The organism is Polaromonas sp. AER18D-145 (assembly GCF_002379095.1).
In the GTDB taxonomy this organism is placed as follows: Bacteria; Pseudomonadota; Gammaproteobacteria; order Burkholderiales; family Burkholderiaceae_C; genus Polaromonas.
In genome coordinates this window covers 15,215-39,963 of the sequence record NZ_NBZV01000011.1, presented here as the reverse complement: position 1 = coordinate 39,963, position 24,749 = coordinate 15,215, and the positions used below count along the sequence as shown (strand labels likewise).

General features: G+C 64.0%; 24 protein-coding genes. 11 read left to right on the top strand and 13 right to left on the bottom strand.

Annotated features, from left to right (window positions below):
* Positions 1-22 precede the first annotated feature (22 nt).
* The 3 genes from B7G52_RS08090 to B7G52_RS08080 all read left to right on the top strand — a co-directional run bounded on the left by B7G52_RS08090 (position 23) and on the right by B7G52_RS08080 (position 2,609).
* Positions 23-976 carry a glutathione S-transferase family protein gene (locus B7G52_RS08090; RefSeq protein ID WP_096697111.1) on the top strand — a complete coding sequence of 318 codons (954 nt, stop codon included), beginning with the start codon at positions 23-25 and terminating at the stop codon, positions 974-976.
* The gene (locus B7G52_RS08085) at positions 973-1,422 is read left to right on the top strand and encodes a GNAT family N-acetyltransferase (RefSeq protein WP_096697110.1); all 450 of its coding nucleotides are present in this window, start codon (positions 973-975) and stop codon (positions 1,420-1,422) included. Before B7G52_RS08090 ends, B7G52_RS08085 begins: the two co-directional genes overlap by 4 nt.
* 281 nt (positions 1,423-1,703) lie before the next feature.
* On the top strand, positions 1,704-2,609 hold the full coding sequence (locus B7G52_RS08080; RefSeq protein ID WP_096697109.1) for an SDR family oxidoreductase: 906 nt from the start codon (positions 1,704-1,706) through the stop codon (positions 2,607-2,609).
* 19 nt (positions 2,610-2,628) lie between these two features.
* Here B7G52_RS08080 and B7G52_RS08075 read toward each other — a convergent pair whose 3' ends face one another.
* From B7G52_RS08075 to B7G52_RS08045, 7 genes are all read right to left on the bottom strand, one after another.
* A complete protein-coding gene (locus tag B7G52_RS08075; RefSeq protein ID WP_205853037.1) occupies positions 2,629-3,894 on the bottom strand; it encodes a transporter in 1,266 nt (421 codons plus the stop codon).
* 128 nt (positions 3,895-4,022) lie between these two features.
* Positions 4,023-4,907 (bottom strand): hypothetical protein, encoded by an 885-nt coding sequence (locus B7G52_RS08070; protein WP_141397407.1) that lies wholly within the window; start codon positions 4,905-4,907, stop codon positions 4,023-4,025.
* A gap of 106 nt (positions 4,908-5,013) precedes the next feature.
* Complete coding sequence (locus tag B7G52_RS08065; protein WP_096697107.1) at positions 5,014-5,730, bottom strand: C39 family peptidase; 717 nt, start codon at positions 5,728-5,730, stop codon at positions 5,014-5,016.
* 77 nt (positions 5,731-5,807) lie between these two features.
* Positions 5,808-7,010 carry a hypothetical protein gene (locus tag B7G52_RS08060; RefSeq protein ID WP_141397406.1) on the bottom strand — a complete coding sequence of 401 codons (1,203 nt, stop codon included), beginning with the start codon at positions 7,008-7,010 and terminating at the stop codon, positions 5,808-5,810.
* Between the two features lie 30 nt (positions 7,011-7,040).
* Entirely contained in the window at positions 7,041-7,670 is a 630-nt protein-coding gene (locus B7G52_RS08055) for a hypothetical protein (protein ID WP_096697105.1), read from the bottom strand.
* Positions 7,671-7,680: 10 nt separating this feature from the next.
* Complete coding sequence (locus B7G52_RS08050; RefSeq protein WP_096697104.1) at positions 7,681-8,178, bottom strand: hypothetical protein; 498 nt, start codon at positions 8,176-8,178, stop codon at positions 7,681-7,683.
* A gap of 525 nt (positions 8,179-8,703) precedes the next feature.
* Complete coding sequence (locus tag B7G52_RS08045; protein WP_096697103.1) at positions 8,704-9,018, bottom strand: DUF2917 domain-containing protein; 315 nt, start codon at positions 9,016-9,018, stop codon at positions 8,704-8,706.
* An 81-nt stretch (positions 9,019-9,099) separates the two neighbouring features.
* On the opposite strand from B7G52_RS08045, the gene B7G52_RS08040 reads away from it, so the two are divergent.
* On the top strand, positions 9,100-10,080 hold the full coding sequence (locus B7G52_RS08040; protein ID WP_096697102.1) for a LysR substrate-binding domain-containing protein: 981 nt from the start codon (positions 9,100-9,102) through the stop codon (positions 10,078-10,080).
* A 301-nt stretch (positions 10,081-10,381) separates the two neighbouring features.
* Here the strand turns inward: B7G52_RS08040 and B7G52_RS08035 are convergent, their stop codons facing one another.
* From B7G52_RS08035 to B7G52_RS08010, 6 genes are all read right to left on the bottom strand, one after another.
* Positions 10,382-10,897: a hypothetical protein gene (locus tag B7G52_RS08035; RefSeq protein ID WP_096697152.1), complete on the bottom strand. Its 516-nt coding sequence runs from the start codon at positions 10,895-10,897 to the stop codon at positions 10,382-10,384.
* A gap of 96 nt (positions 10,898-10,993) precedes the next feature.
* On the bottom strand, positions 10,994-12,874 hold the full coding sequence (locus B7G52_RS08030; RefSeq protein ID WP_096697101.1) for a monovalent cation:proton antiporter-2 (CPA2) family protein: 1,881 nt from the start codon (positions 12,872-12,874) through the stop codon (positions 10,994-10,996).
* Between the two features lie 114 nt (positions 12,875-12,988).
* Positions 12,989-14,107 carry an SEL1-like repeat protein gene (locus tag B7G52_RS08025; RefSeq protein WP_096697100.1) on the bottom strand — a complete coding sequence of 373 codons (1,119 nt, stop codon included), beginning with the start codon at positions 14,105-14,107 and terminating at the stop codon, positions 12,989-12,991.
* A gap of 20 nt (positions 14,108-14,127) precedes the next feature.
* The gene (locus tag B7G52_RS08020; RefSeq protein ID WP_096697099.1) at positions 14,128-15,861 is read right to left on the bottom strand and encodes a DUF4384 domain-containing protein; all 1,734 of its coding nucleotides are present in this window, start codon (positions 15,859-15,861) and stop codon (positions 14,128-14,130) included.
* Between the two features lie 82 nt (positions 15,862-15,943).
* Positions 15,944-16,372: a hypothetical protein gene (locus B7G52_RS08015; RefSeq protein ID WP_096697098.1), complete on the bottom strand. Its 429-nt coding sequence runs from the start codon at positions 16,370-16,372 to the stop codon at positions 15,944-15,946.
* Positions 16,373-16,524: 152 nt separating this feature from the next.
* Positions 16,525-17,004 (bottom strand): hypothetical protein, encoded by a 480-nt coding sequence (locus B7G52_RS08010; RefSeq protein ID WP_096697097.1) that lies wholly within the window; start codon positions 17,002-17,004, stop codon positions 16,525-16,527.
* A 628-nt stretch (positions 17,005-17,632) separates the two neighbouring features.
* Between B7G52_RS08010 and B7G52_RS08005 the strand changes: the two genes are divergently transcribed.
* The 7 genes from B7G52_RS08005 (at position 17,633) to B7G52_RS07975 (ending at position 24,727) form a co-directional block, all read left to right on the top strand.
* Positions 17,633-18,418, top strand: coding sequence for a response regulator transcription factor (locus B7G52_RS08005; RefSeq protein WP_096697096.1), 786 nt, complete (start codon positions 17,633-17,635; stop codon positions 18,416-18,418).
* Between the two features lie 9 nt (positions 18,419-18,427).
* Complete coding sequence (locus B7G52_RS08000; RefSeq protein WP_096697095.1) at positions 18,428-19,762, top strand: sensor histidine kinase; 1,335 nt, start codon at positions 18,428-18,430, stop codon at positions 19,760-19,762.
* 291 nt (positions 19,763-20,053) lie between these two features.
* Positions 20,054-22,420: a Tex family protein gene (locus tag B7G52_RS07995; RefSeq protein WP_096697094.1), complete on the top strand. Its 2,367-nt coding sequence runs from the start codon at positions 20,054-20,056 to the stop codon at positions 22,418-22,420.
* 112 nt (positions 22,421-22,532) lie between these two features.
* Positions 22,533-23,660, top strand: a complete 1,128-nt coding sequence (locus B7G52_RS07990) for a patatin-like phospholipase family protein (protein ID WP_096697093.1) — start codon at positions 22,533-22,535, stop codon at positions 23,658-23,660.
* A 142-nt stretch (positions 23,661-23,802) separates the two neighbouring features.
* Positions 23,803-24,087, top strand: coding sequence for a type II toxin-antitoxin system Phd/YefM family antitoxin (locus tag B7G52_RS07985; protein WP_096697092.1), 285 nt, complete (start codon positions 23,803-23,805; stop codon positions 24,085-24,087).
* Positions 24,084-24,509: a PIN domain-containing protein gene (locus B7G52_RS07980; protein ID WP_096697091.1), complete on the top strand. Its 426-nt coding sequence runs from the start codon at positions 24,084-24,086 to the stop codon at positions 24,507-24,509. The genes B7G52_RS07985 and B7G52_RS07980 overlap by 4 nt, the downstream gene beginning before the upstream one ends.
* On the top strand, positions 24,506-24,727 hold the full coding sequence (locus B7G52_RS07975; RefSeq protein ID WP_096697090.1) for a hypothetical protein: 222 nt from the start codon (positions 24,506-24,508) through the stop codon (positions 24,725-24,727). The genes B7G52_RS07980 and B7G52_RS07975 overlap by 4 nt, the downstream gene beginning before the upstream one ends.
* Positions 24,728-24,749: the final 22 nt, after the last annotated feature.

Below are 24,749 nucleotides of genomic sequence, written 5' to 3'. Positions count from 1 at the left end.
ATGACGGTCAACTGGAGCTCCCATGGCCGACCTGATTCTTCACCACTACCCGACCTCGCCGTTTTCCGAGAAGGTCCGACTGATCCTCGGCTACAAGCAGCTGGCCTGGAAGTCGGTGATCATCCCCAGCATCATGCCCAAGCCCGACGTGCTGGCGCTGACCGGTGGCTACCGAAAAACGCCCTTCCTGCAGGTTGGCGCCGACATCTATTGCGACAGCGCGCTGATCGCCGATGTGCTGGAGCACCTGCAGCCCGTGCCATCCCTTTACCCCGAGCCGGGCAAGGGCCTGGCGCGCACGCTGGCGCAGTGGGCCGACAGCACGCTGTTCTGGGCCGCCATGGCCCACAACCTGGGCCCCAAAGGCGCGGCGCACATGTTTGCCGGCGCGCCCTCCGAAGCCGCCAAGGCTTTCGGCGAAGACCGCAAGGCCATGAGTTTCAACATGACGCGGCTGCGCCCGGCCGATGCAGCCGCGGCCTACAAATCGTATTTGCGGCGCCTGTCGGATATGCTCGACGAGCAGCCTTTCCTGCTGGGCCAGGTGCCCTGCATCGCCGATTTTTCCGCCTACCACCCGCTGTGGTTCACCCGGGTGCGCACGCCCGTGGTGGCCGACATCCTGCAGCTCACACCGGCCGTGCTCGACTGGATGGACCGCATGAACGCCATCGGCCACGGCACCATGGAAAAATTCGATGCGGCCCAGGCCATCGCCGCCGCGGCAGCCGCCGACCCCATGCCGGTCGGCCACGGCCTGTTGACTGACAGCACCTTCCAGGACGAACACGGCATCCCTCTAGGCAGCCGCGTCAGCATCACGGCCGAAAGTTTCGGGCCCGAGCCCACCGAAGGTGAGCTGATCGCCGCCACCCGTACGCACTACACCTTGAGCCGCAGCGACGAGAGAGCCGGCACCGTGCATGTGCATTTTCCGCGCATCGGGTATGCAATGAAGGCTGTCGCCCAGGCATGAGCGGGATCGCCTGGCGGGCTGTCCCATTTGCTGCGCTGACCACCCCCGAGCTTTATGAAGTCCTGCAGCTTCGCACGGAGGTTTTCGTGATGGAGCAAGCCGGCATCTATCAGGACATGGACGGTTCCGACCACGAGGCCGTGCATGTTCTTGGCGTATCCGGTGGCCAACTCGTGGCTTATGCACGCTGCTTTCCGGCCGGCGTCAAGTTTGCCGAAGCCAGCATAGGGCGCGTGATCACCCGCGAGATGCTGCGTGGAAGCGGCATGGGTCATGAACTCATGCGGCAGGCCATCGCCTGTGTTTTCGGGCACTGGGGTGCGCAGCCCATACGCATAGGCGCGCAGGCGCGGCTTGAAAAGTTTTATTTACAGCACGGTTTTTTGACTGCGGGCTTGCCTTATATCGAAGATGGCATTCCCCATGTTGAGATGCTGCGCCCTTAGGGCCTGTTCACACTATGGATGCAAGATGCGTTGCGAGTCAAAAAGGTCATGCGCGAGGCGCAAAATGCAGCCGGGCTGGCGCCCGGCAAGGCTTTGCAACGCTGCGCATGGCCTTTTTGGCCGCAACCCGGAGGGAACGTGGTGAAAACAGCGCCACTCGTCGTTGCACTCCTAGCCCAGCCGCCCAGGCTGGGCGTCGTCGCGCGCCTAGATTGGCGTTGTTTTCACCACGTTCGCACTTGCATCCATAGTGTGAACAGGCCCTATTCAAGGAGTTACTGATGATCACGAATTTCAAAGGCAAAACCGCCGTTCTCACCGGCGCCGGCTCGGGCTTCGGCCTCGAGTGCGCACGCATAGGCGCCCGGCTCGGCATGAACCTCGTGCTCGCCGATGTGCAGCAGGATGCGCTCGACAAGGCTGCCGCTGAAATGACGGCCGCCGGCGCGCAGGTACTGGCTTTCCGCCTCGACGTGTCCAAGGCCGCCGAGGTCGAAGCGCTCGGCGCCGCCGTGCTGGCACGTTTCGGCGCGCCGCATTTTGTCTTCAACAACGCCGGCGTCGGGGCAGGGGGACTGATCTGGGAGAACACGCTCAAGGACTGGGAATGGGTCATCGGCGTCAACCTGATGGGAGTGGCGCACGGCGTGCGTGTGTTCACGCCCATGATGCTGGAAGCCGCCGGAAAAGACCCGGCCTGGCAGGGCCACATCGTCAACACGGCCAGCATGGCAGGCTTGCTCAATGCGCCCAACATGGGCATTTACAACGTCAGCAAACATGCGGTCGTCAGCCTCAGCGAAACCCTGTACCAGGACCTGGCGCTGGTTACCGACCAGATCAGCGCCTCGGTGCTGTGCCCCTTCTTCGTGCCGACCGGCATCAGCCAGAGCCAGCGCAACCGGCCCGATGATCTGCCTGCCGCCAAGCCGACCAAAAGCCAGCTGATCGGCCAGGCCATGAGCGACAAGGCGGTCGGGTCCGGCAAGGTAACGGCGGCCGACGTGGCGCAAAAGGTGTTCGACGCGATCGCCGCCAACCAGTTCTACATCTATAGCCACCCCAAGGCGATTGGCTCGGTGCAGACGCGGCTGGAGGACATCCTGCAGGCGCGCAACCCGACCAACCCGTTTGCACACAAGCCGGAAATCGGCGAGCAGCTGAAAAAAGCCCTTCGCGAAGCCTAGGCACGGAGCCTGGCTACGCTCAGAAGCTGAAGGGGAACTTGACCCCGATGGTGATGTCCGGCGCGTCGGCGGTGACGCCGATGCCGAGGTTGAACACCATGGACCGCCGGTCCGACAAGGCATAGGTCACGCCGAAGTTGAGCACGCCGGCGCTGGAGTCGCTGCCATTGACGGTTTGCCAGTCCTGGCCCTGCTGGCGGACACGCGCCTTTCTTGCAAAGCGGTGGGAATACGAGGTGCTCAGGCTCATGCGTTCGTTGAGCGCAAAGGCAAAACCCGCGCCCAGCGAAAACTGGTCCCCCAGCCTGACGCTGCCCGGTGTTCGCGTGTTCGGGTCCGAGCTGATGTCGCTGAAGCTGCGGTCAAAGTGGTGCGTGTAGCCCAGGTTGGCGAACAGGATGGCCGGATCCACCGTCTTGATGAAGCTCACCCCGGCCGAGGCGGCCCACACGCCATTGCCGGTTGGCAACTTCGCGGGAATCTTCAGGTTGCCACCTGAATCCGGCGAATCCTCGAACTTGATGCCATAGGGGCTGGTTCCGGTCGGCGCCTTGACGCGGAAGTTGAGCACGGTGTCGGGGCTGTCTGCGCTTTCCTGGATCAGGCGGTAGAACACACCAGCACTGACGTCACCCACATTGCCGTTCGAGACATTTCTCTCGGCCACGGCAGAGGTGCTGAAACCCGCGCCAACCGACGAAAAGGCGGAATAGCGGTACAGGTAGGGCACGTTGAGATCGAACTGGAGCCGGTCCGTGGGCGCATAACGCCCCGTCAGGTCAAAGGTCAGGGTGTCGGCCTTGATGCGGTCAAGATTGATCTGCCCGAGAAAGATCGCATCCAGCGCCAGAAAACCATTGAGGAAAAGGTCCCGCCGGTTCGAGTGGGAGTAACTCACGCCGGTTTCCAGGGTGAACTTGCGGTCGAACATGGCGCTCTGTTCCCGGTACACCGCCTCGGCACTGCGCGAAGGCGGTGCTTCCCTGACCACCTTCTCTCCACCGCTACCCTCTGCGGAGGCGGGCTCCCGGCTTGCGGACCCATCGGGCTGGACGGCATCGGTCGTTCTCACCATGCGCGCCTGGCCCGGGCCTGCCGCCTCAAGCTGCTGCAAGCGCGCGGCCAGCACCCGCAGAGACGACTGCTGCGTGTCAACGCGCTGGGTCAACTCCTGTACCTGCCGGCGCAGGTCGGCCACTTCGTCATCGTTGTCTGCCAGGCAAGCCAGGGGGAGGCCGGCTGCCATCATCAACACCAGGGGCCGCAGCGGAAAAAAACGTCGCATAAGATCTCCCTCATCAGTTTTTTTGATTGCCAAATTTGCCGGCCGCTACAAGGCGGCGCTCCCCTTTTCAGCGCCCAGTGCGGCCCCGAATCTGTGACGGACGGGCGCGGCTGGCCCGTCCGGGCGACTTAAAAAGTACCGCTTTGCGGCATGAGCTTCATCCCCAGCAACAGGTTGCCCGACGGGGATGCCGGTCCGGACGCGGAATTCATCTGGACATTGAGGTTGATCCGGTTGTGAATCTGGTTGACGTCGCCGCCCAGCTGTACCGACTGCAACACCTGCCCCCCGCCCATGCCCACCTGGCGAATCTGTTGCATCGCCCGGCCCTGGTCCGGCACGGCGACGGCGACACTCATGCCGTTGCCGCCGAGGCCGACGGAGGCCACGCTGCCGCTGGCTGTGGTGGTGGATGCCGAGAGCGCCCCCTGGGGCTGGGACTGCAGCGCCGGTGGCCCCGACGCGTTCTGGACGTTGATGCCTATGGTGTTGGTGATTCCGTTCGAGGCGCCCGCCACCTGGATGTTCTGCACCACACCAGTGACGTCCTGCAGCCCGCCGCCGCCGCTTGCCACCGCAGAGCCCTGACCTGCAGTACCGCCCATGGCGGCCTTTTGCTCGACGGTGATGGTCGGTACAAAGCTGACCTGCGGCGTGTTGCCGGCCAGACTGATCTGCAGCACGCCGGAGGCGGTAATCGACTGTCCCGAGGATGCCAGCCACCGTGTCACCATTTCGACGCCGAAGTACATGACTTGTCCGGCCGCCACGAATTTGCCGCGCATGTGGCCGAGCTCACCGTCAGGAATCTCGGACGCATGATCAAACACATTCAGGTCGGGCGGCAGCGCGGCGCGTGCCAGGGGCAGGGTAACCAAAGCGCCTGCCAACGCTGCAACCAGCGCACGCTGTTGCCACGACCTGCAACCGCCCGCAGTGGACGGCGACTTGCCGTGCCACGGTTTTTCCTGTTGCGCCGCGGCAAGCGCCAATGAATAAATGGTTCGTGTCATCACATGTCCCCTCAAACTTCAGGACAGCGTGCTGTCCGTCAACTGAAGACCATCAGCTTGCGCATCTGGTGATTCATCGGGCGCTGCGGATCCATCGCGCAACGCCTCAGAAAAGCTCTGCGCTGGAGAACCCGAACTCCAGCAACTGGGCATCCGTCAGTGGCCGCCACGTGTCCATGGTGCTGCGTGCTGTCAGCGGCTCGCTGGGTCGCAACAGCACGGTGTCACGCTCAAAGCCCTGACCGATCACGGCGAACACCACCCGGTTCCACCCGCTTTCAAACTCCTGCCTGGCAACGACCCGGTTGCCCAGAGCCGGGTCGGCAATGTAGACCTTGTCCGGTGTCGTCTTCTTGAGCACCACAAAATGTTTGTACCCCCGGATATCGAGCAGCACGATGGTCGGGACCTTGACTCTGTCCAGCATCTCCGACGACATGTTGTAGCCACGTCCGCGCATGCCCCTGGCCTGCACGTAGTTTTTCAGGTCGAGCAGGGAAAATCCCTTCTCTCTGACGATGGCGGGATCACTGACCTGGAGCAGCCCCTGGATGACTTCGTCTTCCGTCAGCTTCTGGCCATAGGCGTAATTGAGGATGGTGGCAAGCGCTGCCGCACCGCAGCTGAAGTCGGTTTTCTGCGGAACCATGTCCACATACCGCAGCTCCCGCATGCTCAGCACGTTCTTGTGGATGGGGCCGGCGCCGGGAATCACACCGCCGAGGCCAACCGCGCCGGCCTGGCCCGCCACCAGCAGGCAGGCCAGGGCATGGCCCAGCAGCCACGCTGCAGGCGGGATCCATTTGTGGTTTGCCAGAGGCATGGCGGTTCATCCTTGTCCAGCTGAAAACCTTCGGCCGCCGGGGGAGGGCGGCCGAAGGTTGATCCAGCAACGGGACTTCAGCGGCGCAGTGCCTCGCCGCCGCCGTTGGTGCCACCGGCGTGGGTCGCCGACACCGCCATACCGTTGTATTGCTGGTTGTTGGTGCCCGATGCGATGTTCACGCCGATATTGCCCGCCGCGCCCATCAAGGCGTTGCCGCCCAGGGAAGACGTGTTGGTCGTGGCAATGCTGACACGCGTCACAACGGGAATCATGCCGGTGACCGAGCCGCTCAAGGCGATGTCGCCCTGCTCATTGAAGCTCAGGGCGCCTCCGGCGCTGGAGTCGCCGTTGGGTGTGCCGTTGGCGTTCAGGCCGGACGAGGCCTGGCGATTCTGCGCGCCCTGCACAGCACTGTCGAGGTCCATGTGACCGGTCTGGGTGCCGCCCGGATGGGTGGTGCCGGTCCATGTGTCGGGATACTGGTCACCCTTCTGGTCGGAGATGCCGGCATAGACACCCCGGGACTGGAAGGCCAGGTTCACCGGAACCATGGTCACGACTTCCCGCTGCTTGGGCGTGTTGGACGTGACGTTGTGGTCGTTCATTTGCTTGACCGCCACCGTCGCCGTGGCCATGCGTGCGACCGCGACAGACGCCGCCAAGTCGTTTTTCTGCTGGTTGCTGTTGCCGGCGGAGATGTTGACCCCGATGTTTCCGGTCGCATTCTGCAACGCATTGCCGGCCAATGATGCCGTGTTGGTGTTGCCGAAGTTGATGGCCCGGTTGGCCTGGACATCCTGGCGTGCAAAGATTTCAGCGTCGGACGAACCGAACAGGAAGCTGGCATCGGATGCGGACAGCGCGGCAGAATTCGCCTGCTGGTTGTTGTCGCCGGCCGTGACGTTCAGGCCGATGTTGCCTGCCGCGTTCTGCAGGGCGTTGCCGTTGACCACCGACGAGTTCGTGACTTCGTCATTGGCGACCTCGTTGAGGTAGTTGATCTGCTTGTCGTCAACCACGGCTGCGGAACTCGAGTCGACCCTGATCGCACCGGTGACCTGCACATTGCCGCTGACGTTGACCTCCTGCCGATAACGCAGGTCTTTTTCGATGTTGACCCTGGTGCGGTTCTCCGTGGAACTGCTGTCCGTACTGACGCTGGTCGCCGACGTCGATTTGCTGTCCTGGGTGCCGTCCTGCGAAAAGGCCAGAGGAGCGGCGAACAAAGCGGCCACCGCCAGAGCCAGAGGAGCGGACTTCATTTTGCGTGTTTTCATGGAATGATCTCCAAAAAGTTAAGTACTGTCTTAAGGTTTCGTCCCCAGCTGAAGCTGGAAGGCGAAGTTGTTGGCCGTGCTGTTGCCCGACCCCGCAGACTGGTTGATCTGGACCAGGCCGCGCGAGCCGCGAAAGGCTGCATCGGAGATCGATACCGCCTTCATGTTTGCGCCCCTGGCCGGACCAGCCAGCCCAACACCGGAAGCAGTCGCAGCGAGCACGCTCTCTGAAACTGCTTCCACGTCAAAGCCCACCGCAACCGCCATGCCGTTGGCCTGGGTGTTCCCCACGCCGCTGGTCTGGTTCACAGAGACTGCACCCGAGCTGTTTGCAAAGGCACGGCCCCCGATCACTGCGATGGACAGATCCGGCGTGGTAGCGCGAATCCATCCTGTCGCCTGGTGCACACCGACCAGGGCCGCGGCAGTGCCGCCGTCCAGGCCAATGGCCATGGCGCCCGCATTCGTCTGGGCATTTGAATCTCCTGCTGCCATGTTCACGGCGAATCGCCCGCGAACATTGCTCAGCGCATTGCCGTCGATCACGCTGCGCGTGACGTAGCCCGGCAACTCCGGTCCGGTACCCTGGCTCCAGCAAGGTAGCGAGATCAGCCAGGCCAGCGCCAGAACGGTGTATGACTTGCGTTGAATCTGCATCATGGCCGTCTCCCTACCGGGTGCCGGCGGGGGCAAGGGCGCCGCTCAGGGCCTGGCCCATTGCACCGGTGGCGCGACCGACAGTGCTTCCCGCCTGCATGCCGAAGCCGCCAACCAGCGACCCCATCCCGCCTGCTGGCGCGAAGGCATCACCGCCTGCACCTGTGAATTTTCCCGACGCCAGTCCCGATTGCGCCGTCGCCGTCTGCATGGTGGCAGCGACGCTGCCCATGTGGCCCTGCACGCGTCCTGCGATCGCTGCCGACTCGCGATCCGTCAGCTCAGTGACTGCGCCTGCGCGGACCGCTGATCCGGCACCCAATATCGGGACATCCGGCGCGGTTTGGACGCCGGTGACCTGCCCGGTATGGCGCGGACCGGCTACCGACTGGTAAGGCACATCCCGGGTGATGACCAGGAAGCCATCCCCGGCAAAAACCTGCGCGGCAAAGATAAATTGACCCAACGCCAGCACGCCAGCGCAAGCCCATCTCTCTGGATAGTGAGACATGATTTTCTTCTCCCTTCGCTGTCGGATGAATCCAGCATCACCCGTCTGCTCGACATCGCGTGGCAATGAAGTAGTCCTTGAGACAGGACTTCACATGGCCTGCGTTATCGGGTGTCAGTTTCATCCCCGCCGCCGGGTCTGCCAATCCCTTCAATGAGGTATCCCCGCCTGCACACTTGACGCTGGGTTGGATGCATGCGGCATCCGGAATTCATCAGGCCTAGCTTGGAGAAGGCGTCATTTTTTCGAGAGGCGCAGGGCACGCCAGCGCCTCCATAGCGAGGTGTAAAGCCGGTAACCGGTCGTATAAAAACAGTGAGGTGAAGTATCGGGAAGGGCTGGCGCCGGTCCCGCCGTCCTGGTGCAGTCCGGATCAACCGGTGCATCACCAGGCCGGCGATCGTGGCCCGTCAGGTCAACGGCAGGAACGGGACGGCGAACGCGCGGCAGCGGCCGTCTGAATGGCCGGGCGTGGTCGTGCTTTACCCGGTCGGCGAATGCGTGTTGCGGTTGCGCCGGCGGGGTTCAGGCTGGCTGCAGTGCAAACGTCACCTTGACGTCGGCCGCTGCCGCCGTGCGCCCGGCGCGGCGTGTGCGTGCGCCAGCGGTGGCCACCACCAGGCTCAGCGACGATGGCTTCATCGCGTAAATCAGCGCGCGGCGGTGCTCCGTCGTCAGGAAGCTGCCGCCGGCGTCCACCACGATATCGCGCGGATCGTCATCGAGCGTGACCCACAAACTGCCTTCGTGGCAGGTGATCTGAACGCCTGCGGCGTCGGACACGCTGAACATCGCCCGGTGGGAAAGAGTCAGGTCCAGGGGGCTTGAGTCGGTCATCATGGCACTCCTTTCACATTCGGTGTGAAAATGAATATACTGGCCAGCGCCAGAGTGTTCAAACGGTCATTTGGAATTCTTTGCATGCACCCAAGGAATGTGAAACCGGCTTCGTTAGCGGTCCTGGTCCAGGGCTTTCGCCGCAGCGAACTGCCACGCCTGGACCTCCTTCGCAGCTTCGAGGCCGCCGCACGCACGCTGAGTTTCACGCGTGCAGCCGCCGAACTGTTTCTCACGCAGTCGGCCGTCAGCCGGCAGATCCAGCAGATTGAAGCCGACCTGGGCACCACGCTGTTCGAGCGGCGCCACCGCGCGCTGGCGCTGACCGACGCCGGCAAGCTCATGCAGCGCGCTGTCAGCGACTGCCTGGAGCGGCTGCGCGATGCCACCGCCAGCGTGCGCGCCAGCACGTCGGCGCGGCAGGTGGCCATCACGACCACGCCGGGGTTTGCCTCGCTCTGGCTGATTCCGCGGCTGGCCCGTTTCACGGCAAGCCATCCCGGGGTGGATGTGCGGATTTCCGCCACGCTGGAACTGCTGGACCTCGAACGCAGCGGCATCGATGTGTCGGTACGCCTGAGCCTGACCAACCACGGCGTGGGCAACACGCTGTTCGAGGAAACGGTGTTGCCCGTCTGTGCGCCGCAGTTGCTGAAGAACCGTGCGCTGCCTTTGAAAAAACCGGCCGACCTGGCCGGCCACACCCTGCTGGCCACCGACATGCCGCAAGGCCAGCCGCTCACCATCGACTGGGAGCCTTGGTTCAAGGTCATGGGGCTGCCAGAAGTGCGCATGAAAAACACGCTGCGCTTTTCGCAGTATTCCGATGTGGTGGCGGCGGCCGTGGCAGGGCAGGGCGTGGCGATAGGCCGCCTGCCCCTGCTTGCCGAGTTGCTGCGTGATGGCCGGCTGGTCGCGCCTTTCAGCGGCGTGGCATCCCGCATGGGTTACTTCGTGAACATGTCGCCGCGCGCCGCAGGCAACCCCGACGCCCAGGATTTCGTGCGCTGGCTGATGGCGGAGGCCGAATCCGTCAAGGCACCGGACCCGGCGAAACACCCGTGAATCTGACGCTGCGAAAAACTACCCCGTGCATTGCAGGCTCAGGGCCTGCAGGGTCTTGCCGCTTCGTGGATCGGTCTATAGCGCCAACACCGGGGTGACCAGCGGCCCGGAACCCGCCGCGCACTGGGCTTGCATGCCAAATGTGGCTGTAGCCCCCGTCCATAAAGCGCAAGAAGCTATGAATTTGGGAGTAAAGAGAGCCATGACGGGGTCCTTGTCAAACGGAGACCCCCGTTGGTCGTGCGGCCGCCCGGGTTCTTACAGGCGCCAGATGTACCTCAGGCCTGACCGGCCAGCAGGCTCAAAGCAGGGAAGGTGTATCCGCACGCGCTGGACGCAGCCCGCTCTCGCGGGTTTCGAGGCGGTCTTCCAGCTCGCCGATATAGGCGGCCAGCGTGTTGCCGGACTGCTCGATCTTGCCGATCAGCACCTGCTGGGTCTGGGCCAGCCGTTCCGCCAGCACCGTGCCGTGGGCGGCCTCGCGCTGCTGGGCTGCTACGGCCTGGGCTTCGAGGTACTGGCGCAGCTCCGTGAAACGTGACGCCTCCGCCTTGTCGGCCAGCTCACGCTGGGCTGTCAGCGCCCGGGTGGACTGCCGCATTTCCAGCAGGTGGGTGCTCTGGATGTACAGCGTGGTGGCCAGGAATACCAGCAGCACGGCGGCAAGCAGCACCAGCATGACCAGGCCCAGCGGCGCCTGCACGGTGGTGAAGCCCAGGCTCAGCACGGAGGGCCGGCTGAACTCGTCGAGATTGAGCGCGGCAAAACCGGCCATCAGCACAATGGCGACGATCAACACAATGGTTCGGATACGCATGTTCGGGCTCCAGGAATTGAAGTCCTGATCATGGTGGTCGCTGGAAGGCTTGTCTGTAGGAAAAAAGCCTGTCTGCACGCGCCGGGAAGCTTGTGCTCAGTCGGGCCGCGCGCGGTGTCCGGCCGGTTTTGGCCCGCCTGAAGCGCCGGGACCGGCCGGCTCCAGCGCTTCGGCGGCTTGCTCGTTGAGCGCCTTGCCGGACTGCTTGGGCCTGGTCAGCGGCGCCGGCGTCCAGCGCCCGCCATGCATCAGGTCAATGCCGCTGCTGATGTCGCCGCACAGCTGAAGCTGCAGTCGTTCGGCATCGCGGCGGCGGATGTCTTCGGCGATTTCGGCGACCTCGGCCTCCTGCACGCCCAGTTGGCGCAACGCCGCACTGCTGAAGGCCAGGGCCGACTCCAGGGTTTCCCGCAGCTGGTAATCCACCCCCAGACGTATCAGCTCAATCGCGTGCTGGCGGTCATAGGCGCGGGCAAGCACCGGTGTCAAGGGGAACTCATGCTTGGCCAGCTCCACGATGCGGCTGGTCGCCTCTTTCTTGTCAACACAGACCAGGATGGCACGGGCATGGCCGGCGCCGCTGGCGTGCAGCACGTCCAGCCGCGTGCCGTCGCCGTAATACACCTTGAAGCCGAACCGGGCCGCCGCGCGGATCATGTCGGTGTCGTTTTCGATGAGGGCGATGTCGATGCCGCGCGCCAGCAGCGACTGGCTCGCGATCTGTCCGAAACGGCCGAAACCGATGATGAGTACGCTTCCCTTGAGGCCCTGCGCCTCCTCCACGCTCTCCACGCCGTCCATGTCCTGCCCTGGCTTGTCCGGCATAACCCAGCGCAACGCAAACACGGCCAGCGGCGTCAGCGCCATCGAGATGATGATGGCCGCCGTCAGCACGGCGTTGACACTGGCCTCCACAATGCCGGCCGTGGCTGCAGCCGAATACAGCACAAAGGCAAATTCGCCCCCTTGGGCCATCATGGCGGTGCGTTGCAGGGCATCGCCATGGCTGGACTTGGTGATGCGGGCGACGGTGTAAATGCCCATGCCCTTGAATGCCATGTAGGCCAGCACGCCGCCAAGAATCAGCGGCCAGTCGGCCAGCACCAGCTTGAGGTCCAGCGACATGCCCACACCCATGAAAAACAGGCCGAGCAAAATGCCGCGGAAGGGCTCGATGTCGGCTTCCAGCTGGTGGCGGAAGGTGGATTCGGACAACATCACGCCCGCGGCAAACGCACCGAGCGCCATCGACAGGCCGCCCCACTGCATGGCCAGGGCGGCGCCCAGCACCACCAGCAGGGCGGCCGCCGTCATCACCTCGCGTGCCCTGGCCTTGGCCAGCACGCGAAACAGCGGGTTGAGCAGCCAGCGACTCACCGCCACCAGGCCGATGATGGCCGCCAGCGCCACGCCAATGCTGACCCAGCGCGACACACCCGCGCCGTCGTTCGCCTCCGGCGCCAGAAAGGCCACGATCGCCAGCAAGGGCACGATGGCGAGGTCTTCCAGCAGCAGGATGGACACCATGCGCTGGCCACGCGGTGTGGAGGTGTCGCCGCGTTCTTCGAGCAGCTGCATGACGATGGCGGTGGATGACAGTACAAAACCCATGGCTGCGATGAACGCCACCACCGGTTTCAGCCCGGCGCCCATGCCCAGCGCCGTGAGCAGGGCGCCGCAGACCACCACCTGCGCCAGGCCAAGGCCGAAGATCTGGCGCCGCAGCGTCCAGAGCCGGGTCGGCTGCATCTCCAGCCCGATGACAAACAGGAACATCACCACGCCAAGTTCGGCCAAGTGCAGGATCGTGCCGGCCTCGCGAAACAGGCCCAGGCCGAAGGGACCGATGGCCAGGCCGGCTGCCAGATAACCCAGCACCGAGCCCAGACCCAGCCGCTTGAACAGCGGCACGGCCAGCACGCCCGCGGCCAGCAACACCACCACCTTGACCAGCTCACTGCCTTGTTCGACTGCCATCACATTCCCGTGAACGCGCCCCGCGGGGGCTGATGCTCAGGATGGTAGCGGAGTTTGGCGGCGCAAGGCATGCACGCCATGGGGCCTGCGTGCCTCTTTGCTTTCCCTTCCTGCCTACTTGCGCAGGGAGGCGGGCAGCATGTCAAACAGCGGCGTCGGCTCGCGGCGCAGCGCGCGGCGAACCGTGGTGCTGTCCAGCGCAGGCGCGCCGCTGGACAGGTTCAGATAGGCCAGCTGCTGCATCCAGGCGATATCAACCTGTCCGTCGGGGCCGGGTCGGGAAAAGATCAGCTCCAGCATCCTCTTGGCCGGCTCGCTGCCCTGGTTTTGCGCCAGGCGGTAGAGGCGGATGGCCTCCACGAAATTGGCCGGCTGGCCTTCGCCGCGGTGATTGCGCTGCGCCCGTGCAAAAGTGTCAGCGACGGAGGCGGAACTGCGGGCGGGCGGCGTGACGCGCAGGCGTTCCGACAGCAGTGCCGCGTTGGCAGAAGCCGCTTCCGACCTGGGTGCGGCGGCGCGAAAATGCTCCAGCGCTTCCGCGGGCCGGTTGGCACTGATACTTTCGAAGCCCAGTTCTATCCGGGCATGCACGTTGCCGCCCCGCGCCGCGCTCAGCAGCAGTTGCCGGTCCGGCGCGGGCGTCGCGGGGGCAGGTTCGCCGCGCAAGCCCGGAGTTGCCAGCTGTAGCGGCGACAGCCGTTCGTCAGCCAGCCACTGCAGGTACTGGGCGCGCGGCAGGTCCACCCGGCGCAGCAGCGCGATCCAGCGTTGCGCTGCCGCGGGGTTGGGGGCAGTGCGGCAGCCATCGATCTCGCACCAGGCCAGACCAGCGGCGGCCAGCGGCTCACCCAGCGCACGCGCGCGCTCAAACCACACGGCGGCCTCGCCCGGGCTGGCTGTCACGCCGAGGCCGTGCAGGTACAGCAGGCCGAGCAGCCAGGCGGCGCGGGCCTGCTCCCGCGCGACGCGGCCCGGTTGCGGGTCCACCGACAGGGCCCGTGAGCGCAGGCGCGACACCTCCGCCTCCAGCGCAGAGGGCTGCTCCCTGGCCTGCAGCGGAGCAGGCGGCAATTGGGTGGCGCTGAGCGTCTCGGGCGTCGGGTCCGCCGCACGCAGCGGTGCCGGAGGCGGCGGCGATCCGTCGAACGCCGGCTCCTGCTGGACGCTGCCGGCAGCCTGGACCGACCCCAGCCACAGGCAGCAGCAGATGACACGGGAAATGAACCGCAGCATGGCCGGCTTCCTGCAGCGGACTAACGCGCGGCTGCAGGCGGCGCCGCGGCGGCGGCCGCCGGCGCAACTGCGCGCTTGGGCCCGACCTGCCACTGGACACCGGCAAAGGTGTAGCCATCTGGCCCCAGGCTGCTGGCAAACGCCTTGTTGATGTCATCGAGGCTGGTCGTCTGCCGCAGCGGTGCCAGCGCCGGGGCCTGCAGGTACTGTGGCAGTTTTCCGGCCACGTCGGTATCGGTCGCAAAACAGCCCACGCGCTCGGTGCCTGCGCTGGTTGAATCCATGATGAAGCCGGGCGTCGGGCTCATCCAGTCCGGGATGCGGATCGCCTGGTTGGCGCTCAGCAAGGCGTTCGGATTCGTGGCATTGGGCAGCAGGCGCATCACCTTGCCGCCCGCCTCATGCAGGAAGCAATACATGTAGGACGCGCGTGACAGGCTCGCCGACAGGAAGATCTGCTCGCCCACCTCGAAGGCGGAACGTCCCACCAGCACGTTTTCGATCTGCAGGCTGATCCTTCTGGGGGGGGCCGCGCTGCCATAGGCCGAGGGCCCGTAGGGGTTGGCGCCTCCCGGGCGCTGGTAGTCTGCCGCGTTGGCCAGCGGCGATGCGCTGGTGGAGGACCAGCCGATCTGCACAAGTTTGCCGTCCTTGCCCAGCGACACAAAATGGCGCAGGGCGCGCTCGTAGGTGGGGAAATCCACCAGCCCGGACACCACCATGCCGGAATCGGCCTGGAAGCGCCCCAGTGCCGTGCGGAACTCCGGGCTGTGTTCCTCCAGCTGCGTGCCGTTTTCGCCGAGATAGCCATGGCTGATGAGCGAGCGCTGCACCAGTTTGTTGTGCAGCAGCGGCGAACCCTGGTCGTACCAGTCGCGCAGCTGCCGCTGGAAGTCGGGGTGGGTCTGCTCCAGGGTCAGGCACTGCCAGTAAGGCACACGCGCCCATTTGCCGACCAGTTCGATGGTCGCCAGCTCGACCAGCGTCCGGATGGCCGCACCGGCGCCCTGTGCATAGTCGCGGCCCACATTGAACTGCACGCCGTAGCTGCCGATCCGGCCGGCCAGATCCAGGCCCTGTCCGCCGGACGCGATGATGACTTCATTGGCGGAGTCGAGCCCGGGGATCAGGGTGCGCGAACGGAAGTCGCCGATATGCAGTTCCAGCCCGATGATGGTGGCGTTGCGGTTCTTGCTGTAACCGGTGTCCAGCCGCGACGCAGCGGTGCCCACTTCGAAGCGGTTGTTGATCACGTTCTGGTCGACAAACGCGATCGCGCCGGAGAAATAGAGGGCGGGGCGCTGCAGCTGGATCTGGTTGTTGTTGAGCAGGATGGTGGTCAGGTTCTGCACCGTGTCCTGGCGCGCGATGTCAACCTCGTAGTCGACATAACGGAAGGCATTGCTGAGACGGGACATCTGCGAGAGCGCCGTGATGATCATGTCTTTCGTGGCAACCGGCACGCGGGTCGAAAAATCGGGGATCTGCTTGCTGGTGATCAGCGTGGTGGATATCTCCGCCTCGCGGAACAGGTAGTCCATGCACATCAGCGAATCGGAAAAACTCGAGACCGATCGCACGGGCCGCACCACGGGCCGGTTGGTGGCGCTGGCATAGGACTGGAATTTTGCATCGTCGCGCGGATCGGCCGGCGTCGCGCAGCCCGCCAGCAGGACGGCCCCTGCAAGGCCCAGCACGGTGGCCAGCGAACTGAAGCGGGACCTGACAGGTTCAAGCCGGATGGATGGTTTCATGTTGTTCTCCCCACGACGATTGTGAAAATTTTGAAATGACGGCCTGAAGGCATGCCAGGTCTGCCGCGCGGCAAAGCCAGGGCTACTTGCAGATGTTCACGAGATCGCCCTTGAGCACCACGATCTGCTGGTTGCTGGAAAGACCGTTTTGCCGGGCGCCGGGAGCGGCACTCGCCACCGTCGTGCTGCCAACTTCCTGGATGCAGGTTTTCTTGAATCCGTCGGAACTGGCCGAGCGGATCGCGTCCTCGTCGGTCGAGATGCCGTTGGTCTGGTCGGAATTGGCCTTGGCCTCGTAACGCGCGACCTTGGCCTTCATCCATGCCGGCATGTTGTTCATGGACTCCAGCGGCGAGCTGGGACGTGCGCCGCCAATCGGCGCCATCTGCACCGAGATGCGTTTGGTCAGAATGACCGGGTCCTCGCCGGGCGCATTCTGTGCCCACGCGGACCCCATCAGAAACATGGCGGCCATGGTGGCTACGCCCACTACCTGCGATGACGTTTTCATGACGGAATCTCCACACGTTAAAGGAAAGGAAAGTGCCGGACCAAACACCGCCTGACCCGGCACGCCCCGCCAGGGCCTTCAACCACAGAACCCGTTGCATCAGCCAGGGCTGAAAGCGGATTCGGCGCGAAAGAGGCCCTGGAACGGTGCTCTCAGTGGCCGCCGTGGCCGCCGCCGTGACCGCCGCCGGTTGTGGGGCAAGTGAAGCAGGCATTGTTCGAAGCAATGTTCTGCACCGCTGACGCATCGCGGCCGGTGGCGCTGTTGAGCACATAGCTGTTATGCAGCAGCGTGGCCTGCAGCGAGTTGCCACTCACAGTGACGTCACCGACGTTGGACGACAGGTTCTGCTGGGCCATCGTGTCGGCGTTCGCGGTATTGCCCACATAGCTGCCGCGTGCAGCGACGATCTGCAGCGAGTTGCCGCTGATCGTCACATCACCGGCATTGCTGGCCAGGTTTTGCTGGGCCACAGAATCACTGCCGTTGGCGGTGTTGACAACGCCTGTGGTGGACAGTACCGCGATCTGGGCCGAGTTGCCGCGGATCGTGATTTCGCTGGCAGGTGTCGGGCCGGTAGCCATCGCGGCGGTAGCAACAGCGGACAAGGCGAGGAGTACAAGTTTTTTCATGACAGTTTCCTTAAAAAGTGACTTAAGACCTTCTGGCCACCGGGGAATCCGGTGTCCAGCCACAGTGACTTCGCGGTGGAGGACAGCTTTTTCCTTTGGGAATCGGCCGCTCTTTCGGCGTTGTCGAGGTGGAGTTTGGGTACGGCGCAGGGTTACGCCAATAACCAGTCGTGAGTAGTTCAATCGGGGGAGAAAAGCCTTCTCCCCTTTTCAGGAATCGATGTTGCGACGACGGCCCTTCAAGGAGACAACGCTATCAATTTGTGAGATGCTTCGGTGAATGGGAATAGTTAGTAACAAGTTGTATCCAAGGAAACACGCAGAAATAAACATCAATGGGGTCACCTATTTGGGACCTAATTACTTCGTTGTGTCAAAAAAATCACGGATGTTCGATGTTTCTGCGTCGCGCCCCACGTGACTTGATGTAACGAATCAGCGAAGGTTTTCAGCAAAATTTTGGGAGTGGGCAAACAACCAGGCGCAAGGGTGTTCAGTGAAACCACGGGTCGATGCCAGCGGCACCATCCGGGATTTTTTTGATGCGGGTCATACCGCAACAGGTGTCCGCTCTCCAGACTTGCACCGGTTCCGTTGAAGAGCAGGTAAAAAACAGTACAGGGAAGTTATGCAAAACATCATCCAGACCACGGCTGCGTTGCAGCCCCCGCCCCGCGATATTCGCGGAATTCAGCCAGGCCTGCAGGCATCACACGAGGGCCCCCCCTCCCAGTGGCCCAACTTCCTCCACGGCCAGCCCGGGCAGCCGGTGCGGGTCCTGCTGATCGATGACGATCCCCACATCCGCAAGGTGATCTCGCAGGAATTGCTGGGTGACCTGCGCACCGACGTGGTGGGAGAGGCCAGCAGCATGCGCGAGGGCCGTCGCCTGATTTCGCAGCTTGAGTTCGACGTGATGCTGGTGGACCTCAATCTGGGCGACGGCACCGGGTTCGACCTGATCGACCACATGAAAACCGTCAGGCCCATGGCCGAGGCGGTGGTGATCTCCACCCTGGAAGACGAGGAACACGCCTTGCGCGCCTTCACACTGGGTGCCACCGGCTACTTCGTCAAGAACTCCTGGTTCGGCAACTTTCCCGAAGCCGTGCTGCAGGTGGCCAATGGCGGCGCCTCCATCACGCCCCACCTCGCGCGGCGGCTGCTGCGCAAGCTGCACAATGATCAGGACCCCGGGCATTCCTCCAATGGAACGAGCAACAAGAGGCTGTCGGATCGCGAAAAGGAAGTGCTGAAGCTGGTGGCTGCGGGTTACACCAGCAACGAAATTGGCGCGCGGCTTGCCGTCAGTTGCCAGACGGTCAACTCCCACATCAAGAACATCTACCGCAAGCTCCATGTGCGCAGCCGGGCCCAGGCGGTCAGTTATGCGGCGCATCGCGGCCTGTTCTAGGGGACCATCATGTCCTTGCGCACAGTTCCCGATGGTCTGGTCCATACGCACGCCAAGCCTGTGCGCCCGGCCGCGTCTCCGGCGCGGCCTGAATCCTCCAACCCGGGTCCGTTGCAACGCGGTTTTTTCAGCGCCGCCCTACCCGGGGCTCTGCTGCTGGCGCTGCTGCTATGGCTGACCCATTTTCTGGTCAGCATGGGGCTGGGTTTCAAGGCAGGATCACCGCACGGGGCCTACGTTGCACAGTTGGGGGTTCAGTTCCTGATCATCAGCGCGGCCTACTTCCTGTTCACCGTGGTGCACGTGGCCAGCGCCGGAATTTACTGGATCCTCGGGGTGCAAGCCGTAGCGGGAGCGACGGCGCTGTATTACAACGGCAACGCCGGCGGGGCAGATGTGCCTGTGCCCTGGATGGTACTGAACCTGCTCTCGGCCATGTTGCTGACCATCGCCATCGCTGCCTGCGTCTACCTGCCGCGCAGCTACCCGGGCTGGTTGGCCCTGACAGGCAGCATGCTGGGACTGGGCATCTGTATCCAGCAGGTGACACTGGCAGACACCACCGACGACAGCGCCATCCTTTTCAAGCACTTTTACGTGCTGCTCCTGCTGGTGGTCTGGCAGTGGGTGACGCGACGCGGGCGCCTGAGCGTTCTGAGCGCGGGCGACTCTCCTTGGGCCGGGAGCAGTCACGAGACGGAGGCGACCGCTTCCGCCATTCTCCATGAGCGCCACCGCATTGCGCGGGACCTGCACGATGGTGTCGCCTCCCAGATTGTCAGCATCCTGTCGTCGCTGGACCACTGCGCGCCTGAACAGCAAGCCCTGGGCCTGGCGCTCGAACAATGCCTGCTGGACATCAAGCTGACGGTGGACGGCATCGAGTCGGAGGACCAGAACATCGTCGAAGCACTGGGCTCCCTGCGCTACCGGGTGCAGCGCCCCCTCGACAAGCTGGGCATCCACATGGTCTGGGAGGTTGAGATATGCAGCGCCCTGGAAACCGTTCGCGGCGAGGAGGCACGGCAGGTTCTTCGCATTGCGCAGGAGTGCCTGTCCAATGTCATGCGCCATGCAAAGGCCTCCCGGGTTATCGTGTCCTGCCGCTACGCGGCGGACATGGGCTGCATGGAGTTCGAGGTGCGGGACAACGGCGTGGGCATCGCGCACAACATGGCGTCGGAAGCAATCGGCAAGGGCCTGGAGAACATGCGCCAGCGCGCCCGGCTGATGGGCGGTGAACTGACGATCGCGAGCAAGTTCGGCGGCGGTACCCGCGTGCAGCTGACCTTGCCGCTGGATCCCGAACTCTGCGCCGGACCGGTGGGGCCTGCCGACGTCTAGGAGCCTGTCGGACTTGGGAATCGTCGGCTGCAAATCGACCGCAGCGGTCCATTTTTCACCGTCTTTTTGTCCCATAGCTGGGCTATGGGCCTGCAAATCCGGCAAAAACTGTCCTCGCCGAGGCCGATTTTCGCTTTCGACGCCCCAAGCCCGACAGGCTCCTAGGAACCCGGCCACGCTGCCAGGCCAGGGCTTTCCGCTGTGGGACAATTCCGACCCTTGACGCCGTGGTTTGAGGCCCGGCGCCAACCCGGCCCCCCATTCACAGCCAACGACGAATCGCTTCACTTCATGCAAAAAATCATTCGCCAGATCGCGGCGGAAATCAAGGTCCAGGAACACCAGGTCAAGACCGCCGTCGAGCTGCTCGATGGCGGCGCCACCGTGCCTTTTATCGCGCGTTACCGCAAGGAAGTCACCGGCGGTCTGGACGACATCCAGCTGCGCGAACTCGAGTTCCGTCTCGGCTATCTGCGCGAGCTGCAGGAGCGGCGCGAATCGGTGCTGAAAAGCATTGAAGAGCAGGGCAAGCTGACGCCCGAACTGATCGCCGCGATTGCGGCGGCACCGACCAAGCAGGAGCTGGAAGACCTGTACCTGCCCTTCAAGCAGAAACGCCGCACCAAGGGCCAGATCGCGCGCGAGGCCGGCATCGAACCGCTGGCCGACAAGCTGTTTGCCGATCCGGCGCTCGTGCCGGCGGACGAGGCGGTGGCTTTCGTGAAAGCCGAAAAAAGCGAAAACGGCGACGACTTCACCACCGTGCAGGCCGTGCTCGACGGCGTGCGCGACATCCTGTCCGAGCGCTGGGCCGAAGACGCCGCGCTGCTGCAGTCGCTGCGCCAGTGGCTCTGGAGCGAAGGCCTGCTCTCGTCCAAGCTGGTCACCGGCAAGGATGAAAACAACGCCGACAACAGCAAGTTCCGCGACTACTTCGACTACGACGAGCCCATCGGCCGCGTGCCTTCGCACCGGGCGCTGGCGGTGTTCCGCGGCCGCGGGCTCGAAATCCTGGACGCCAAGCTCGTGCTGCCGGTGCCCCCGGAAGCCGGCCAGCCAAGCATCGCCGAAGGAAAAATTGCCGTGCACCTGGGCTGGAGCCACAAGGGCAGGGCGGCCGACGACCTGTTGCGCAAATGTGTGGCCTGGACCTGGCGCGTCAAACTCAGCCTGTCCATTGAACGCGATCTGTTCAGCCGCCTGCGCGAGGAGGCCGAGAAGGTCGCCATCAAGGTGTTTGCCGACAACCTGCGCGACCTGCTGCTGGCCGCGCCGGCCGGCCCGCGTGTGGTCATGGGCCTGGACCCCGGCATACGCACCGGTGTCAAGGTCGCGGTGGTCGACGCCACCGGCAAGCTGGTCGAAACCGCCACGGTCTTTCCGCACGAGCCGCGCAAGGACTGGGACGGCTCGCTGCACACCCTGGCCAAACTCTGCGAAAAACACGGCGTCAACCTGATCGCCATCGGCAACGGCACCGCCAGCCGCGAAACCGACAAACTGGCCGCCGACCTGATCAAGGGCATGGCCAAGGTTGAACAGGTCATCGAGAAAGTCGTCGTCAGCGAAGCCGGCGCCTCGGTCTATTCGGCCAGCGAATTTGCTTCGCAGGAAATGCCCGACGTGGACGTCAGCCTGCGCGGTGCCGCCAGCATTGCGCGCCGCCTGCAGGACCCGTTGGCCGAACTCGTGAAGATAGACCCCAAGTCCATCGGCGTGGGCCAGTACCAGCACGACGTAAACCAGAGCGACCTGATGCGCAGCCTGGACACCGTGGTGGAGGACTGCGTGAACAGCGTGGGCGTGGACCTGAACACCGCGAGTGTGCCGCTGCTGGCGCGTGTCTCGGGCCTGAGCAACACCGTGGCCAAGGCGGTGGTGCGCTGGCGCGACGCCAACGGTGCCTTTGCCAGCCGCGCCGATTTGCTGAAGGTCACCGGCCTCGGTGCCAAGACCTTCGAGCAGAGTGCGGGCTTCTTGCGCCTGCGCGCCAGCAGCAACCCGCTGGACATGACGGGTGTGCACCCCGAAACCTACCCGGTGGTCGAAAAAATCATGGCCCACACCGGCAAGCCGGTGGCCGAACTCATGGGCCGCGCCGAGATGCTCAAGACGCTCAAGCCCGAGCTGTTTGCCAACGAGCAGTTCGGTGTCATCACCGTCAAGGACATCCTGGCCGAGCTCGAAAAACCCGGCCGTGACCCGCGTCCCGACTTCAAAGTGGCGCGTTTCAACGACGGCGTCGAAGACATCAAGGACCTGAAAGAAGGCATGACGCTGGAAGGCACGGTCAGCAACGTGGCCGCCTTCGGCGCCTTCATCGACATCGGCGTGCACCAGGACGGCCTGGTCCATGTGAGCCAGCTGTCCAACAAGTTCGTGACCGACGCGCGCGAGGTGGTCAAGACCGGCGACATCGTGAAAGTGCGCGTGACCGAGGTGGACGTGGCGCGCAAGCGCATCGCCCTGACCATGAAGCTCGACGCTTCCCCGGCGCGCCGCGACGGCCCGCGCGACAACCGCTTTGAAGGCGCGCGGCCGGGCCAGAACCCCAACCGCGGCGGCAACTATGGTGGCGGGCAGGGCAGGGCGCCGCAGCCGGCTGCATCAACGGCGATGGAATCCGCCTTCAGCAAGCTGGCAGCCCTGAAGAAATAGCGTTTGTCGCGCAGAAGGCTGCAGCGCGCCGGTTTTTGGTGTCAAATCGGCATCTGGATCAATCACCACGGGCGCCAGCAGCTACCAAAACCATAGCAACCGCGATCCGTCCATGCAAGCCCTACGCCTTTACGCCGGCCCCCAGGCCCGACGCCACATCGAAAAACACGGCATGCGTCCGCAGGATGTGCGTGTGGTGCCGGGCGCGGCGGGGGGGCCCAAGGGCCTGGTGCTGGGGCCGCTGGACCGCTTCATCTTCGGCGACTGGCTGGCGGGCAGCAGCCAGCCCGTGCACCTGGTCGGCGCATCGATAGGCGCCTGGCGCATGGCGACCGCCTGCCTGGATGAGCCAGTGGCGGCCTTCCAGCGCCTGGAAGACGACTACATCCGGCAGCATTTCGATTGGCAGCCCGGCCAGAAGCGGCCCAGCGCGCAGCACGTCAGCGAGCAGTTCGGCCAGAGCCTGCAGGACTTTTACGGCGGCCGCGTGCAGCAGGTGCTGCAGCACCCGCGTTACCGCCTGCACATCGTCACCTCGCGCGGGCGCCACCTGCTGAGGCGTGAACACCGCCTGGGCACGCCGCTGGGCTACCTGGGCGCATTCCTCACCAACACCCTGCGCCGCAAGGCCATGGGCGCCTGGCTGGAGCGCGTGGTGTTTTCCAGCCAGGGCGCGCCTTTGCCCTTTGCCACCAGCGACTACCGCACGCGCCAGCTGGCACTGACCGAGGCCAACTTCAACCCCGCGCTGCAGGCCAGTTGCTCGATTCCCTTCATGCTCCAGGCCGTGCACAACATTCCCGACGCACCGCCCGGCGCCTACTGGGACGGCGGCATCACCGACTATCACCTGCACCTCAACTACGCTTCTGATTTGATAGCGTCTGACGCAGATAGCGCGGGGGCTGGAGGCCAAAATGACTCAAAATCTCCGGGTCTGGTTCTGTACCCGCACTTCCAGAAAGCCGTGGTGCCCGGCTGGCTCGACAAGGGCCTGAAATGGCGCCACGGCGCCACGCACTTCCTCGACAACATGCTGCTGCTGGCGCCCGACCCGGCCTGGGTCCAGACCCTGCCTAACCACAAGCTGCCCGATCGCAACGACTTTCTCCGTTATGGCGCCGACCTGCCCGGACGCATCAAGGCCTGGAGCACGGCAGTGGCGGCGAGCCGGCAGCTGGCCGATGAATTTCAGGAATGGCTGCTGCGGCCGGACATGGGGCGGGTGGAGGCGCTTTAACGGGCGCCGCGGCGGCCTCGAAGGGTTTCGGCCACGCCGTAACCCCTGCTGGCGGTACTTGTGATCGACTGAAGGGCAGCGCATAATGTGTACACAATGATTCGCAAAGTGCGAACCACACGCAGCAAGGAGGTATCACCACATGGAAACGACCAAAGTTGGCATTCGGGAGTTTCGTGCTGACCTGGCGGAGTACATCGCCTCCAGCACCCCGGTGGCCGTGACGCGCCACGGCCAGACCGTAGGCTATTTCATTCCGACACAGGGCCAGGTGGGCGCAGACCTTTCGGCATTGAAGCAAGCCAGCGAAGTCCTGGATCAGCTGCTGCAAACCCACGGCGTTGATGTCAATGAGGTGGTCTCAGAGTTCAAGGTAGCCCGTAAAAAAGCAACGCAAGCCAAAAAGGCAAAAGCCAGGACTGCATGAGCAGCAAAGCCATCGTCCTGGATGCAAACATCCTGATCCGGGCCGTGTTGGGAAGGCGGGTGCGGGAGCTGATTCTTGAAAACGCTTCGACCGTCAAGTTCTTCGCCCCCGACGCGGCCTATGCAGATGCCCGAAAGTACCTGCCAGCGTTGCTGGAAAAGCGGGGCGTTATGGGTTCCGCGGCCATGGCTGTTCTGGATGGCCTCGAGGGCATAGTCCAGGCCATTGAGCTAGAACTTTACGCCGGCATGCAGGAGCAGGCCCTGCAGCGAATCGCCATCCGCGATGCCGATGATTGGCCGGTGCTTGCATGTGCCATGACCATTGGTTGTCCGGTATGGACCGAAGACGCGGACTTTTTCGGAACAGGCGTCGCAACGTGGACGACGGACCGTGTTGGGCTTTACTTGTGCAGCCCATGACGCCCGTTGTTCGCCCGATTTACACCGAAGCCGATTACCGAGCTGCGCTACAACTGATTGCGCCGTACTTTGAGAACGAGCCCGAGGTTGGCAGTGATGCCGGATCGCACTTTGAGGCGATGGTCGCGCTTATTCAGGACTATGAGACCAAGCACTGCCCGACCGCTCCCGCCGAGCAGGCTGTGCCGATTACGGAAAGCCGTAGGGCAAAGCACTAGCTTTGCTACCAAAGCTTTAGTG